We start from the raw sequence: 15,337 nt of genomic DNA on the forward strand, positions 1-15,337 counted from the left end.
TGGTAAATTAATCCTTGTGCAAAAAATTGAGAGGTGATATTGATGAAGATTAGTCAAGCAAAAGCAGAAGACCTGGATCGTTTGATGACGATTTTGGAAGATGGTCGCAACCAACTTGCTGAACAGGGGATTGATCAGTGGCAGGGTGATTACCCTAACCGCCAACATATTAAAGAAGATATTGAAAATGGCTTCGCATACCTTGTTCGGTCCGATGATGAAGAAACGATTGGGGCCTTTTCCGTTGTTACGCCGCCGGATCACTCATACGATCAATTAGACGGAAAGTGGCTTATTGACACTGACAAATACCGGACCATTCACCGGGTGGCTATTCATTCTAACCACGCTGGACATGGCTATGCATCACAGCTTTTCGAATCTTTCATTACTTACTTCCAAGATGAACCGGATGTTGATTCATTGCGCATTGATACACATGAAGATAACAAAGCCATGCAACACCTGATTACGAAACATGGTTTTAAGCGGGTTGGCACTCTTCACGGAGTTTACCGGGAAAACGAGGAGTCATACGTTTACGAATTAGTGACTAAAAATTAATCTTTACGAGGGACGCAGGAAAAATACGTTTTTTCCTACGTCCTTTTGCTTGTTATGACTTGCACTTGATATTAAAAAAAGATATAGTTAGATTGACTGTAAAGGTCAAAGCAAAAAGATTGATGAGAGTAGATGATTATCATGGCTAAACAACAATTAATATTGTATTTTTCTTATAGTGGTCACACTAAGAAAATGGCAGATGAATTGAGCCGTCAACTGGGGGACGTTAAGACGGTTGAAATTAAGACTAAAAAACCTTATTCATCTGATTACAATCAGGCTTTAGCCGTATCCCATATCGAATATACCAACCAACTACTCCCAAACTTAAGCAATGACAAGATTGACGATATGGACGATTATGACCAAATTTTTGTTGGCTTCCCGATTTGGGAGTTTTCCGTACCAATGGCTGTTGTTTCCTTTTTGAATGATTACGATCTTAGTAAAAAGGAATTATATATTTTTGATAGTTATGATTTTTCTAACCACAATAACAGTCAGCGTGATTTAAAGGATATCCTCGGCTTAACTGCCAAGAGCGAGTTATCGATTCAGAGTGCTAATACCCTTCATCCCGAGCAGCCAATTGAAAAGTGGCTGAAGGACAACAAACTTGTTAAATAAGTGGTTCTTGACCAACTGAACTGACAAATTATAATAAAAGACGTAACCTTTTTGGGCGATTAGCTCAGTTGGGAGAGCGCTTGCTTCGCATGCAAGAGGTCACGAGTTCAAATCTCGTACCGTCCATCGATATAGTTATTAAATGAAGTCCCCACGTTTAATTGCTTAGCGTTGGGGACTTTTTATCGCTTTATGACGTTAAAAATTTACGTAATTTCAATAGAAATATATTACTTATCTAAAATGCTTATCATGCTAGCACATGATAAGCATTTTGCACTTTATAAATTAAATGAATTCATATGATTATCCCTGAAAGATTAAGGATAAGACCAACACCCTGGTATTGAAAACGATTTAGGAAAGGTGTACACTGTCGTTGTAAGCAATAATTCTTACTGTGATCATTAAATAACTGATTAGTGATTGCAAGCTTTGGTGAAACTGGAGGGATAATGATGTCAATTGTTTCATTGGCTCGTTTCCAGTTTGCGATGACGACTGTATTCCACTTTTTCTTCGTTCCGTTTTCTATCGGGACGGCATTTGTCGTAGCAATTATGGAATCGATCTACGTCCGCACCAAAGACGAAGATTATAAGAAGATGACTATTTTTTGGGGTAATGTCTTCTTACTGTCTTTTGCCGTTGGTGTCGTGACTGGTATCATCCAAGAATTCCAATTTGGGATGAACTGGTCTGATTATTCTCGGTTCATGGGTGACATCTTCGGTGCGCCACTGGCGTTCGAAGCTTTGTTGTCATTCTTTATTGAATCGACGTTTATTGGTCTGTGGCACTTTACCTGGACCAAGGTTGGGAAGGGGCTGCACCTCTTCTTTAGTTGGATGGTTGTGTTTGGCTCGATGACTTCTGCATTGTGGATTCTGACTGCTAACTCCTTTATGCAACACCCAACTGGTTATGTGATTCGTCACGGCCGTGCCGAGATGGCTAACTTCTGGGCACTGCTTGGTAATCCGCAACTGCACTACGAATATGGCCACGTTGTTTTGAACGCCCTCTTAATGGGTGGTGTCATTTTCGCTGGCTTATCCGCATTCCAGTTGCTGAAGAAGCGTTCACTTAGCGACCAAAACCGCAACATTTACAAGAAGACGATGCGGATTGGCCTGTGGGTTATGCTGATCTTCAGTGCTTGTGGTATTTACCTCGGTGACAAGCAAATGGTTTACTTGGTTAACGAACAACCGATGAAGTTTGCTGCTACTGAAGACATCTACAAGACAACTGGTGATAAGGCTCCTTGGACAATGATCGGTTTTGCCGACACCAAGGATCACCAAATTAAGGCCCACATCGACATCCCGGACATGCTGTCTATCCTGTCTTACCACAAGACGACGGGTGCCGTTAAAGGGATGGACGAAGTGAACCAAGAATTGGTTCACAAGTATGGTGCAAAGATCGACGGCAATAAAGTCGATTACTATGTACCTGTTAACACTTTGTTCTGGAGCTTCCGGTTCATGGCTGGATTCGGGACATTGATGTTCTTAGTTGCTTTGATTGGTCTCTTTATGACCCGGAAATCATCGCAGTACATGTATAAGCACAAGTGGACGCTGTGGGTAATGGCTTTGATGACCTTTACGCCATTCATTGCCAACACCTGTGGCTGGCTGATCACCGAATTAGGCCGTGCTCCATGGACTGTTTATGGCATGTACACGATTATGCAAAGTGTATCACCGAACGTTTCGGTCGCTTCACTGTTGATTTCTAACATCGTCTACTTCTGCCTGTTCTTGACACTGGCAATTGTTCTGATCGGGTTGATTGTTCGCTTCCTGCGTAACAACCCAACTGATGACATTGACTATGGCTACTCCGCAAAGGTAGATCCATTTGCAAAGGAGGCCTTCTAGATGTCATTTCTACAAATTTTATGGTTCATCTTGTTAGGCGTCCTGTTCTCAGGATTCTTCTTCCTCGATGGCTTTGACTACGGTATTGGGATGGCTGTCCCAACGCTGGCACATGACGAAGCTGAACGTGAACAGTTAATCGAATCCTTTGGCCCTGTTTGGGACGCCAACGAAGTTTGGTTAATCACTGCTGGTGGTGCGATGTTTGCTTCATATCCAAACTGGTATGCCGCACTGTTCTCTGGTTACTACCTGATCTTCTTCATCATTTTGATCGGGTTAATCATCCGTGGTGTTTCCTTCGAATTCCGGGCTCACAGTCCGCTGGAAAAGAAGCACATTTGGGAGAACACTTTGGCTAGTGGTTCCTTCATCGTCCCATTCTTCTTCGGGATCGTCTTCATTTCAATGATCAAGGGGATGCCATTCGATGCCCAAACGAACATGAATGCGCACTTCTTTGACTACATCAATTGGTTCTCACTCGTCGGTGGTATTGCACTGACTTTGCTCTGCTACCTGCACGGTCTGAACTACATTGCACTGAAGACCACTGGTGCAATTCAAAAGCGTGCTCAACAATATGCTAACAAGCTTTACTACGTTCTTTACGCAGGTGAAGTGATCTTCGCACTATTGCTTTTGTTCCAAACTGACTTCTTACGTGTTCACCCAGTAGCAACCGTTCTCTGCTTATTATTGATCGTTGCCTTCTCAGTGATTGCTCACGTATCAGTTCATACTAACAAGCAAGGCCTGGCATTTATCATGAGTGGTCTCACGATGGTTGCTCTGGTTGTACTGATCTTCGCTGGTCTGTTCCCACGTGTATTGATTTCTTCAATTTCACCGAAATATGACTTAATGATTACTGGTGCTTCCTCATCGCCATACACCTTGACAGTTATGACGATCGCAACTTGCATCTTGCTGCCGTTTATTCTGGCATACACGATTTGGGCTTACTGGATTTTCCGGAAGCGTGTTGCGATGCCACGTGTCTCCGCAGCAAGTAAATAACGGGGGTATGAATTAAATGATTGATAAAGCGCTCTTTAAACTTCCGGGCGCCAAGTCAATTCTCAAGCGGCTTGTAGGGCTCTATGTTCTGCAAGCCGTTTTGATTATTGGTCAGGCGCTATTCTTAACAGCCGTTCTTGTCGGACTGTGGCATGGTCAGCACTGGCAGGAACAGTTGAGGGCAATGCTTCTCTTTGCACTCTGCTTTCTCGGACGGCAAGGCATTAACTGGCTTAGTGGTCAGATGCTTAGTAAATACGCTCGTTCTGAATCCCAAGACCTTCGTGGGCAGTTGCTAAAGAAAGTCTTTGCGCTAGGGCCCGCTGTTACTCAAGAACAGGGGACTGGTCACTTGGTGACGCTGACCTTAGACGGGATTTCTAACGTTGAACGTTACATCGAATTGATGTTCAGCAAAGTGCTGGTGATGATGATCGTTCCGGTACTGATTCTGCTGCTCAGTTTTTATTTAAACTGGGTCTGTGCGCTGATCATGCTAGCTGTCTACCCACTAATTATCTTGTTTATGATTTTGCTGGGGAATGCAGCCTTGGATAAGGCAAAGACGCAGTTTGGGGTATTTACTAAGCTTTCGAATAACTTTCTTGATTCCTTGCGTGGCATCGACGTTTTGAAGTACGTCGGTTTGAGCAAGCGTTATTCCAAGAGTATTTTCCGTTCCAGTGAACACTTTCGTCACAGCACGATGGCCGTCCTGAAAATCGCCATGTTATCGACTTTTGCTCTCGATTTCTTCACGACCCTGTCGATTGCTATCCTGGCGGTTTACCTTGGTTACGGCTTGATTCAGGCTAAACTAGTCCTGTTTCCGTCGCTGGCAATTTTGATTCTGGCACCCGAATACTTCAAACCTATCCGCAATTTTGCTAGCGACTTTCATGCAACGCTCAATGGTAAAAATTCTTTTGAAGCCATTAACAAAATTTTAGCCCGTCCCAACCCCGTGGAACCAAAGGTTGAATTGCATCCGTGGTCAGCAAACGACGACTTGGAGCTGCAAAACATTTCATTCCGTTATAAACATGGTGCTGAAATTAAGCCGATCAACGCTAAGCTGCATGGCTTAAGTAAAATTGGGATCGTCGGGATGAGCGGCTCCGGCAAGACGACACTAATTAACATGATTGCCGGCTTTTTGAAGCCTAAGGATGGTCAATTCGTTATTCAGGGTCATCCAGTCAAAGAGATGAATTTAGCGCAGTGGCGTTCACAAATTATTTATATCCCTCAATCACCATATGTTTTCACTGCAAGCTTGCGCGATAACGTGGCCTTTTACACCCCGAACGTCAGCGATGAGCAGATCAAGGAAGCAATTCACGTCGTCGGTTTAGACGACCTGGTGGCAGATTTGCCGCAGGGAATCGATACGATGATCGGCAGCGGGAAACGAGTCCTCAGTGGTGGCCAGGCGCAGCGAATTGCCCTGGCGCGGGCTTTTCTTGATCGGAAGCGACGCATTTTGATTTTCGACGAACCAACCGCCCACTTGGACATTGAAACCGAGTTGGAATTAAAACAACGGATGTTGCCGTTGATGAAAGACCGACTCGTTATCTTTGCGACGCACCGGCTTCACTGGATGAACGAAATGGATTACATCTTAGTAATGAACCATGGTCAACTAGTTGAGCAGGGGACTCAGCAGGATCTCCTCGCTGAGAATGGCTACTTTAAAGACCTGGTTGATCAAATGAGAGGAGGGTCCAATAATGCTCAATAAAATTCCCTTGTTTCGCGCTTTAAAACATGATCGTTGGGTTCGGCCGTACCTCAAACGCTACCGTTGGACGCTTTTGATTGCCATCTTTCTAGGGATCTGTACCTTCTTTTGCGCTGGTGCCTTGATGTTTACGGCGGGTTATTTGATTTCTAAATCGGCGACTCACCCGTACAACATTTTGCTGGTTTACGTTCCGATTGTCCTCACGCGGGCTTTTGGTATCGGCCGTCCGGCTTTCCAATACGCGGAACGGCTGACCAGCCATAACTGGGTGTTGAAGATGACATCGAATTTCCGTAAACAGCTCTATGATTCACTGGAACCTGACGCTGTCTTCTTAACCGGCAAGTACCAGTTGGGTGACATTTTAGGGATCTTGGCCGAAGACGTCAGTCATATCCAAAACCTCTATCTGCGGACAATTTTTCCGATGATGGTTTCATGGGGACTGTACGTCATCATCGTCGTCGGCATTGGCATCATTTCACCTTTGATGGGTCTGTGGCTGTTCGTTTTGCTGGCCTTAATGATCTTTGCCGTGCCATTTTGGTCGATTCTGGTCAATGGGGCCCGTCAAGCAGCCGAAAAGAAGCAGAAGAATGCCCTTTACGCTGATTTGACTGACAACGTTATGGGAGTAATGGACTGGACCTTTGCAGGCCGTGGTGACGCCTATGTTAAGGGCCACCAGGAACATGAGAACCAGCTGATTGCGACAAAGGCTGCCATGCACCGCTTTGAATTATTCAGGGATTTTGTTCAGCAACTGGTTTTGCTGGCAATTGCCGTTAGCCTCATTATCTGGGGTGCCGAGACCTTTGGCGGCGTTCATGGACCAAATACCAACTGGATTGCAGCCTTTGTTTTGGCAATCTTCCCATTGGATGAAGCATTCGCTGCTCTGCCGGCTGCTGCCCAGGAAACGAACATCTACACCGATTCACTGCTACGGTTGAACAATTTGAATCATCCGCAAAAAGCGGTTGATCACCAGCTGAAATTGACTGCACCTTATCAGTTTGATGTCAAAGATCTTCACTATACGTATCCCAAAACTAACCGGGAAATCCTGAAGGGTATCAATCTGACAATTCATCAGGGTGAAAAAATTGCCATTCTGGGCCGGAGTGGTTCGGGCAAGACCACCCTGGCTGCTTTGCTGCGTGGTGATCGTCATCCAAGCTCGGGTACGGTAACTCTCAATGGTGTGCCAACTGCCAAATTTGGTGACCAGATGGCTGATTACCTTGGGGTGATGAACCAGTCTCCATACCTGTTTAATACGACGATTGCTAATAACATCCGTTTGGGCAATGAAGACGCGACTGATGACCAAATTTGGGACGTCTTAGACCGGGTCAATTTGAAGGGCATGGTCGAAGCATTGCCAAAGGGCCTGGATACGATGGTCGATGAAGCAGGACTGCGTTTCTCTGGTGGGGAACGGCACCGGCTGTCCTTGGCCCGGATCTTACTGAAAGACTCTCCAGTCGTCCTCTTTGATGAACCGACTGTCGGCTTGGATCCATTGACGGAACAGGACTTGATCGATACGATTTTGACTCAGTTGAAGGGGAAGACACTGATTTGGATTACCCACCACTTGCAGGGAATTGACCAGATGGACCAGGTTATTTTCCTGGAAGATGGTCAATTGACGATGCAGGGGACGCCACAGGAGTTGGCCGCGACGAATCAGCATTTCCGTGAATTGAAAGCGGCTGATGAAGGGCGTCTGTAGTCTGAATTACAATTGGTAAAAAATTTAAAATATTTTTCGTTAGGACAAACCCGTGGGACTGTAAGCGTTCACGGGTTTTCTTTTGCCTAATTAATGTAATCGTTTTCTTTTTTACCTTGTTTTTTGGTCTAATGATGGTACTATGAAAATTGTAAGTATTGCAAACGTTTGCCTAGCTGTTTGGTTTATTGCAAAGGAGTGGACTCAATTGGAGAACAAACATTGGTGGAAGAATTCCGTTGTTTATCAAATCTATCCAAAGAGTTTTCAAGACAGTAATGGCGATGGTGTTGGTGACCTTCGTGGGATTATCGAACATCTTGACTATCTCAAAAAGCTTGGCGTAGATATTATTTGGCTGAACCCGATTTACAAGTCGCCTCAGGTTGATAATGGTTATGATATCAGTGATTACCAGGCCATTAACCCAACTCTTGGCAACATGGACGACTTCCAAGAACTGATTGATGGAATTCATGATCGTGGTATGAAGCTAGTGATGGACCTAGTTGTCAACCACACTTCAGACCAGCATCATTGGTTCCAGGAATCAAAGAAGAGCAAGGATAATCCTTACCGTGATTACTACATTTGGCGTGATGGCAAAGATGGTCACGAACCTAATAACTGGGGTTCATACTTCTCAGGATCTGCTTGGCAGTATGACAAGGACACCGACCAGTATTTCCTTCACCTCTTTGCTCCCCAACAAGTAGACCTGAACTGGGAGAATCCAAAGGTTCGTCACAGTGTCTACGACATGATGAACTGGTGGGCTGCTAAGGGTGTCGATGGTTTCCGGATGGACGTCATCAACCTGATCTCAAAGCCACAAGGCCTGCCTGATGGTAAGAAGAGTGCCGATGAAAAGTACGCTAACGTCCAGCCAATCGTTGCTAACGGGCCACGCATTCACGAATTCTTGCAAGAAATGAACAAGAACGTGATGAGCAAGCACAAGATGATTACCGTCGGTGAAACCCCAGGCGCAACGCCTGAAGACGCCGAAAAGTATGCTTCACTGGACAATAAAGAATTGAACATGGTCTTCCAGTTTGAACACATGGGACTGGATGGCAACGATAACCCAGCCTTAGGCAAGTGGAATGATAAGAAAGCTTCACTGTCTGACCTCCGGGCTAACTTCTCCAAGTGGCAAGAAAAGCTGATGGGGAAGGCTTGGAATTCACTGTACTGGAACAACCATGACCAGCCACGGGTAGTGTCTCGTTTTGGCGATGATAGTACGGAAGAATATCGTGTTAAGTCAGCCAAGATGCTGGCAACGATGCTGCACTTCCAGCAGGGAACCCCATACATCTTCGAAGGGGAAGAAATCGGGATGACGAATGCCAAGTTCCCAAAGTTGAGTGATTACGTGGACCTCGAATCGATCAATGCTTATCACCAACTAGTTGATGACCAGCACCTGCTGGATGGCAAGACAATGATGAAGTACATTGCCCGCAACAGCCGTGATAACGCCCGGACGCCGATGCAATGGGATGACAGCGAAAACGCCGGCTTTACTGACGGTACTCCTTGGGAAAAGATGAATCCATCTTACAAGCAGATCAATGTAAAGAAGGCTCTGGCTGATCCTGATTCGATCTTCTATTACTACCAGAAGTTGATCAAACTGCGCCACGACTTGCCAGTGATTACCAATGGTGACTATCAGTTGGCTAAGGGTAACGAAGACGATCCTGACGTCTTTGCTTACCTGCGTTCAAATGGCGACACCACCTTGCTTGTCATCTGCAACTATAGCAAGAAGACGCTGCAACGCCACTTTGACGTTCCAGCAGATGCTAAGCTCTTGATCAGTAACTACGCTGATGATGCTGGTGACTCGATTCGTCCATACGAAGCCAAGGTTTACCAATATTAATCTTTTCACGAGAGATTAGCTGTTGAAAATGATTAGGAGGAATCACTATGACGAAAAAAAGGAATGAGGACAACCGGGTTGATGTCGACGCCGGGATGCCTAATTTAACGAAGTACGAAATTTTCTCCATTACGTTTGCTTTCTTTGGCATCAACATGGCCTTCTCGCTGCAAAGTTCGCAGATGAGTCGGATTTGCCAAACGATTGGTGCTAACCCGAACAACTTAGGTTTCTTCTTCATCTTCCCACCGCTGATGGGGATGATTATTCAACCGATTTTGGGTCAGTTCTCTGACCGGACTTGGAACCGCTTTGGTCGGCGGCTGCCATACCTGCTCTTTGGGACCCCAATCGCAGCACTGGTTCTGATCATGCTGCCGTTCTCAGGTTCATTTGGTTTCGGTTATGGTTCATTGGCAGCGATGATTTATGCCGCTATTGCCATTTGCTTCATGGACCTGTTCTCAAACGTCTGCATGCAGCCACTCCGGATGCTAGTCGGTGACATGGTTAACAACAAGCAGAAGAACGCCGCTTGGTCATGGCAGCAAGTGTTCTCCAATGCCGGTGCAATTATTGCCACTTTGCTCCCGTTCATCTTTACGGCATTTGGGATGTCTAACACTGCTAAGAAGGGTGTTGTTCCGCACACTGTCATTTGGGCCTACTTGGTAGCTGCTGCTGTATTGCTTGTTACTGGCCTTTGGACCGTCTTTAACGTCAAGGAATACGACCCGGATCACTATGCTCAGTACCACAACATCGACGTTGCTGCAGCTAAGAAGAAGGTTAGCCTCTGGCACTTGGTCAAGACTGCTCCGCGTTCATTCTGGGAAATTAACCTGGTTCAATTGTTCTCCTGGTTCGCTATCATGTACGTTTGGACTTACACGACCGGGACGGTTGCGAAGAACATTTGGCACACTACCAACGTCAGCTCTGCCGGATACCAAGCTGCCGGTAACTGGTACGGTGTTTTGACCGCCGTTTACAGTATTGCTGGTATCGTTTGGGGCCTGATTTACGCTAAGGCAAAGCCAAATTCCCGGAAGAAATGGTACATCTTTGGCCTGGCCCTTGGTGGCATTGGCTTGGGCAGCATGGCATTCATTACTTCCAAGGCTGTCTCCGTCATTGCAATGATCATGTTTGGTATTGCTAACTTCAGTATCAACACGATTCCATTTACTCTGCTGACTTCATCATTGAATGGTGAAAACGAAGGGGCTTACCTGGGTCTCTTTAACATTGGGATTTGTATCCCACAAATCATCGCTTCACTGGCAAGTTTCTTGATCTTCCCAGCAGTGGGTCACAACCAGACGATGATGATGCTGATTGCCGGTATCTCCTTACTAATCGGTGCAATCGTTGTGCCTAACATTCACGAAGGGGTTGCCGTCAAGGAAGCTGCTAAATAATTTATTGTAACCAATAGTTGATAAATTCCGGTGCTCGCTTATTGGGCACCGGAGTTTTCGTTTTCTTAGTGAAAAAATGTTTTGTTGACAGTTGTTTCGTACAAAGTTATGCTTATAATTGATGTTTTTATTATATGGAAATAATCAGATTTATCGCTGATTATCTTGCACAAATGCCTGGCGATAATCAAGTGTTGACTGAGGGGTGCTTACGATGAAAAGAGTTGTCGTTTTGGGTGCAGGTTATGCTGGCTTGCATTTTATCGAAAAATTTCAAAAGCGGGTTGATCCTGCGGCTGTCCAGATTACACTGGTTGACCAAAATGATTACCACTACCAAACTACTGAGATTCACCAGGTTGCGGTAGGCAAAGTTAAAAGTTAAACCAGAAGAGATCTCTTACCCGATCAAAGATATGATCGATCCGAAGATTACGACTTTTGTTCAGGACCGGGTTATGAAAGTTGATCCTGAAAACAAGCAGATTAAGCTGCAGCATCACGATCCGCTCACTTATGATTATTGTGTCCTAGCTTTAGGATTCAGGAGTGAAACTTACGATATTCCAGGCGCTCGGCAAAACACACTCCCTCTGACCAACGTTAATGATGCGGTGAACATCTTAAAGCACTTTAAAACGGTGACAGATCATTACAAGAAGTTCCATGACCCCCTTGATCTGCAAATTCTGATCTGTGGGATGGGCTATACCGGTATTGAGTTGGCCGGTGAAATTGATGATATCCGTCCCCAAATCGCTAAAATGGCTGGCTGCAAGGCTGATGACATTAAGATTACCTTGATCGATACTTTAACGCGTCTGCTCAAGCAATTTAATCCCAAGGTTGCCCAATATGGTATTCACACTTTGACCCATCTGGGCGTTAAGATCATTCCGGGTGCTACTATCAAGCAAATCTTCCCTGGTGTCGTCAATTACGTGCATACCAACGATCAAAGTGGTCAACGGCACGCGCTGAAAGGCAACACGATTTTGTGGACGACTGGTGTCGGTGGCAGCGAAGTCATCGATGACTCTGGTTTCAAGAACCACCACGGTCGCATAACCGTCACTAGCCACTTAACCGTCCCTGGCCATGACGACATGTACAGTTTGGGTGATGTTGCCTCTGTCCATAATCCTACTAAGGGAGAAGACAAGTACTATAATCCGTCCGCTCAGATTGCTCTGTCGATGGCTAGCTTTGCGGCCCGCGATTTAGCTGGACGGCTGAACGGCAACCCGGTTAAGGAAGATTACAAGTACCACTGGTTGGGAACCGTCGTTTCGATCGGTAATACCCACGCCTTTGGCCGGGCAATGGGTGTCGATGTCACTGGCCGGTCTGCTTCCATTATGAAGAAGCTGATTGCTGATAAGTCGCTTTACCAGGTTGGTGGCGCTGGCAAGATGATGAAACTGGGTCAATTCGATTTATATCACTAATACGAAAGCTAAAAGAAAGACTCAACTTAGCTGCGACAGAAATCACAGCTAAGTTGAGTCTTTTCTTATGCTATTTGTTGCGGTGCAGCATCGAGATCGTTAGCTCATGAATCAATTTACGTGTAGGACCTGCCGGCAATTCGTGCAGGCGCTGCAGAGCCTTGTTAGTGAATTTGGTGGCTAACTGTTCGGCTTCCTGAAGTGCACCAGAAGCCTTAACAATTTGTTGAATCGTCACCATATCATCAGCTGTTAACTGACGTTTTTTGGCCAAGAGCGGTTTTAACTTTTTGGCAGCATCAGCATGCTGGAGGGCCAACAACAGCGGTAAAGAGTAGACACCGGTTGATAAGTCTTCCATCACCGGCTTGTTGAGGCTGTCACCACTGGAATAATCCAGAAGATCATCAAGCATCTGAAAACTGATGCCGATATTGCGGCCAAAACTACGGGCACAAAAAATTTGGCGGTTGGTGGCGCCTGCCAGCCTCGCGCCTTCACCGGCAGCTAGCCAGAACAGGGTAGCCGTCTTGCCGTTAACGTTGCGCAGGTAATTAGTGAGGCCCTGGTGAATATCGAAGCGCTCGGCCATCTGTCCTAATTCACCGTTGAGAACGTGGCGCATCGCATGGGCGTTGCGTTGGAAACTGGCGCGATCTGCCGCTGTTTCCGTCAGCAAATCGAAGAAGACGGTGAAAAGAAGGTCGCCGCTGTATACAGCGATATCTTTGCCAAAACGGCTTTGAATGCTGACGGCGCCACGACGTTTGGGCGAATCATCGATGACGTCGTCGTGAATCAGCGAAGCCATGTGCAGAATTTCAATTGAAGCAGCCACCTTGATCAAACGCTCATTCTTTAGGCTGGGATCGATAATCCGGGCCATCAATAATACAATTGTGGGCCGGATGTATTTGCCACCATGGCTGGCCATCGTGCGCAGGGCATCCTGCAATTCGGGATAGCGCGTGTTGATTCTTTGGTTAATAACTCGGTTGACTTGCACTAGTTGTTTTCCGATCAGCGGATAGTCGGAAGGTGCGTTAAAATTAATCATGTGTTGTCAATTCCCTTTTGTAAATCGTCACTTCTTATTTTACCCTAAAGAAGGGTAGACAACTAGTTTTTGTTTGAGGAGATGTCAATTTTATGTCGTTACCCGTGTTTTTAGAATTGGTAGAAATGAAGGCCAAGACGGCCAGCGTTTTTCCCTTTATCATCGGGATGTGTTTTAGTGCTTACTATCTTCACCATCTCAACTGGCCATTAGCCATTATCTTCTTTATCGCTATGTTTTTGTTTAACATGGCCGTTGACATGATGGATAATTATAATGATTATCGTCACGCCATTGATACAGTCAATTACAAGCGTAAGACCAATATCATCGGCCGTGAAAACCTTAACCCTAATTTAGTCCTCGGCTTGCTGCTGGCTTTTTCGATCGTTGCTGCGATTATGGGGATTTACCTGGTAGTGAAAGCCGGGTTGCCAGTCCTGTGGATGGGAATCTTTTGTTTTCTGGTGGGGATTTTTTATTCTTCTGGTCCGCACCCCTTATCTGGACTGCCACTTGGTGAATTTTTCTCTGGCTTCACGATGGGCTTTATGATCATCTTGATCAGTGTTTACATCAATTCTTACCAGGTCTTTCAGTGGAACTGGTCAACCATCTGGCGTTTGATCGTCATTGCTCTGCCTGACCAATTGTGGATTTCCAACCTGATGCTGGCTAACAACCTGTGCGATATGCAGGAAGATGAAAACAACCATCGTCACACGATTATCCACTATATCGGGATTAAAAACGGTTTGATTGCTTATTCTGTTAAAAACGTGATTGCAATGGTTTTAATTGTGGTTTCGCCATTCATCGGGATTGCCCCGTGGACAGTTTTGCTGACTATCTTGATCATTCCGTTCGTTTACAAGCAAACCAGGCTGCTGATTCATAAGCAGGTTAAGTCGGAGACATTTTTGAGTGGTGTTAGAACTTTGCTGGTGGGTTCCGCTACGCAAGCGGTAAGTTACCTAATCGGCATTTTAATTATCCGGCTGATGCATTAAAATATTGATAACGGATAATTACTAGGAGGCATATTTGATGGAGACCCGTGTTTTAAAGTATTTTTTGATGGTTGCTAAAACAGGCAATATTACTAAGGCTGCCAACGCATTGCATGTCACTCAGCCGACGTTATCGCGGCAAATAATGGAGCTGGAGAAGGAATTAGGGACCAAGCTCTTTATTCGCCAGCCCCGGCACATGGAGCTGACCAAGGGTGGTGCATTGTTTCAGGAGCGCGCCAAGATGATGTTGACGTTATTGCAGCAAACAGCCAACGACCTTCAACAACAGAATACTGATTTAACGGGAACCGTTCATCTGGGCTGTGTTGAAAGCAGCGTTTCGCCTTTTCTTGCTAAACTGATCCAACAGTTCCAAAAAGAGCACCCAGCTGTTCGCTTTTCCATGTTTGATGGAGATGGTGATACGCTACGAGAACACCTGGACCGCGGGCTTCTTGACATGGCGGCCTTGATTGAACCGGTTGAAGCGGCTAAATATAATTACGTTGTTTTGCCCGTTAAGGAAACCTGGGGAATCATCATGCGTTCTGATGACCCGCTGGCTGTCCGTCAACAGATGAACCGGGCTGATATTTACAAGTTGCCGTTAATCGTTACCCGCCGCCATATCGTGCGTAACGACGTCAGTGATGTCCTTAGTTTGGATCAGGATAAGCTGGACGTGCGGATGACCATCAATTTGCCGATGAATGGGATGCAGATGATTAAAAGAGGTGGCTATTACGGATTAAGCATCTTAGGGGTGTTCCAAAACTTCAATGATCCTGATCTGGCCTTTGTTCCGGTCACCCCAACCAAGACGACGGGCCACGTTCTTGCCTGGCGTAAAAACGTGGCGATGTCACCAGCTTCTGAACGTTTTCTTCAACTGGTAGCCGATGAAATTTCTGTGAAATAA

Annotated in this window: 13 protein-coding genes and 1 tRNA gene; 13 read left to right on the plus strand and 1 reads right to left on the minus strand. The window is 45.7% G+C overall.

Annotated features, from left to right (window positions below; genetic code table 11):
• The first annotated feature begins 42 nt into the window (after positions 1-42).
• From AB3114_RS02130 to AB3114_RS02180, 11 genes are all read left to right on the plus strand, one after another.
• Complete coding sequence (locus AB3114_RS02130) at positions 43-564, plus strand: GNAT family N-acetyltransferase (protein WP_367341615.1); 522 nt, start codon at positions 43-45, stop codon at positions 562-564.
• Between the two features lie 141 nt (positions 565-705).
• Complete coding sequence (locus AB3114_RS02135) at positions 706-1,194, plus strand: flavodoxin family protein (protein ID WP_367341616.1); 489 nt, start codon at positions 706-708, stop codon at positions 1,192-1,194.
• A 53-nt stretch (positions 1,195-1,247) separates the two neighbouring features.
• Positions 1,248-1,320: transfer RNA gene (locus AB3114_RS02140), tRNA-Ala, on the plus strand.
• Positions 1,321-1,652: 332 nt separating this feature from the next.
• On the plus strand, positions 1,653-3,083 hold the full coding sequence (locus AB3114_RS02145) for a cytochrome ubiquinol oxidase subunit I (RefSeq protein ID WP_367341617.1): 1,431 nt from the start codon (positions 1,653-1,655) through the stop codon (positions 3,081-3,083).
• Entirely contained in the window at positions 3,084-4,103 is a 1,020-nt protein-coding gene (cydB, locus tag AB3114_RS02150) for a cytochrome d ubiquinol oxidase subunit II (RefSeq protein WP_367341618.1), read from the plus strand. It abuts the gene before it with no gap.
• Positions 4,104-4,119: 16 nt separating this feature from the next.
• Positions 4,120-5,847: a thiol reductant ABC exporter subunit CydD gene (gene cydD, locus AB3114_RS02155; RefSeq protein WP_367341619.1), complete on the plus strand. Its 1,728-nt coding sequence runs from the start codon at positions 4,120-4,122 to the stop codon at positions 5,845-5,847.
• Positions 5,837-7,588, plus strand: a complete 1,752-nt coding sequence (cydC, locus tag AB3114_RS02160; protein ID WP_367341620.1) for a thiol reductant ABC exporter subunit CydC — start codon at positions 5,837-5,839, stop codon at positions 7,586-7,588. The genes cydD and cydC overlap by 11 nt, the downstream gene beginning before the upstream one ends.
• A 208-nt stretch (positions 7,589-7,796) precedes the next feature.
• Positions 7,797-9,479 (plus strand): alpha-glucosidase, encoded by a 1,683-nt coding sequence (locus AB3114_RS02165; RefSeq protein ID WP_367341621.1) that lies wholly within the window; start codon positions 7,797-7,799, stop codon positions 9,477-9,479.
• A gap of 47 nt (positions 9,480-9,526) precedes the next feature.
• A complete protein-coding gene (locus tag AB3114_RS02170; RefSeq protein WP_367341622.1) occupies positions 9,527-10,900 on the plus strand; it encodes an SLC45 family MFS transporter in 1,374 nt (457 codons plus the stop codon).
• Positions 10,901-11,114: 214 nt separating this feature from the next.
• The gene (locus AB3114_RS02175; protein WP_367341623.1) at positions 11,115-11,285 is read left to right on the plus strand and encodes a hypothetical protein; all 171 of its coding nucleotides are present in this window, start codon (positions 11,115-11,117) and stop codon (positions 11,283-11,285) included.
• 31 nt (positions 11,286-11,316) lie between these two features.
• Positions 11,317-12,348: an NAD(P)/FAD-dependent oxidoreductase gene (locus tag AB3114_RS02180; protein WP_367341624.1), complete on the plus strand. Its 1,032-nt coding sequence runs from the start codon at positions 11,317-11,319 to the stop codon at positions 12,346-12,348.
• A gap of 70 nt (positions 12,349-12,418) precedes the next feature.
• On the opposite strand, the gene AB3114_RS02185 is transcribed toward AB3114_RS02180, so the two are convergent.
• On the minus strand, positions 12,419-13,405 hold the full coding sequence (locus AB3114_RS02185) for a polyprenyl synthetase family protein (RefSeq protein ID WP_367341625.1): 987 nt from the start codon (positions 13,403-13,405) through the stop codon (positions 12,419-12,421).
• 92 nt (positions 13,406-13,497) lie between these two features.
• Between AB3114_RS02185 and AB3114_RS02190 the strand changes: the two genes are divergently transcribed.
• Both AB3114_RS02190 and AB3114_RS02195 read left to right on the plus strand, forming a co-directional pair.
• Positions 13,498-14,415, plus strand: a complete 918-nt coding sequence (locus AB3114_RS02190; protein WP_367341626.1) for a prenyltransferase — start codon at positions 13,498-13,500, stop codon at positions 14,413-14,415.
• A gap of 37 nt (positions 14,416-14,452) precedes the next feature.
• Positions 14,453-15,337, plus strand: a complete 885-nt coding sequence (locus tag AB3114_RS02195; RefSeq protein WP_367341627.1) for a LysR family transcriptional regulator — start codon at positions 14,453-14,455, stop codon at positions 15,335-15,337.

The organism is Limosilactobacillus sp. (assembly GCF_040772465.1).
In the GTDB taxonomy this organism is placed as follows: Bacteria; Bacillota; Bacilli; order Lactobacillales; family Lactobacillaceae; genus Limosilactobacillus.

What these genes read in the sequence shown, in the direction of transcription:
- AB3114_RS02170 (WP_367341622.1), top strand. Translation starts at nt 9,527, where the DNA reads ATGACGAAAAAAAGGAATGAGGACAACCGGGTTGATGTCGACGCCGGG.
- AB3114_RS02135 (WP_367341616.1), top strand. Translation starts at nt 706, where the DNA reads ATGGCTAAACAACAATTAATATTGTATTTTTCTTATAGTGGTCACACT.
- AB3114_RS02185 (WP_367341625.1), bottom strand. Translation starts at nt 13,405, where the DNA reads ATGATTAATTTTAACGCACCTTCCGACTATCCGCTGATCGGAAAACAA.
- cydC (WP_367341620.1), top strand. Translation starts at nt 5,837, where the DNA reads ATGCTCAATAAAATTCCCTTGTTTCGCGCTTTAAAACATGATCGTTGG.
- AB3114_RS02175 (WP_367341623.1), top strand. Translation starts at nt 11,115, where the DNA reads ATGAAAAGAGTTGTCGTTTTGGGTGCAGGTTATGCTGGCTTGCATTTT.
- cydB (WP_367341618.1), top strand. Translation starts at nt 3,084, where the DNA reads ATGTCATTTCTACAAATTTTATGGTTCATCTTGTTAGGCGTCCTGTTC.
- AB3114_RS02180 (WP_367341624.1), top strand. Translation starts at nt 11,317, where the DNA reads ATGATCGATCCGAAGATTACGACTTTTGTTCAGGACCGGGTTATGAAA.
- AB3114_RS02195 (WP_367341627.1), top strand. Translation starts at nt 14,453, where the DNA reads ATGGAGACCCGTGTTTTAAAGTATTTTTTGATGGTTGCTAAAACAGGC.
- AB3114_RS02190 (WP_367341626.1), top strand. Translation starts at nt 13,498, where the DNA reads ATGTCGTTACCCGTGTTTTTAGAATTGGTAGAAATGAAGGCCAAGACG.
- AB3114_RS02130 (WP_367341615.1), top strand. Translation starts at nt 43, where the DNA reads ATGAAGATTAGTCAAGCAAAAGCAGAAGACCTGGATCGTTTGATGACG.
- cydD (WP_367341619.1), top strand. Translation starts at nt 4,120, where the DNA reads ATGATTGATAAAGCGCTCTTTAAACTTCCGGGCGCCAAGTCAATTCTC.
- AB3114_RS02145 (WP_367341617.1), top strand. Translation starts at nt 1,653, where the DNA reads ATGTCAATTGTTTCATTGGCTCGTTTCCAGTTTGCGATGACGACTGTA.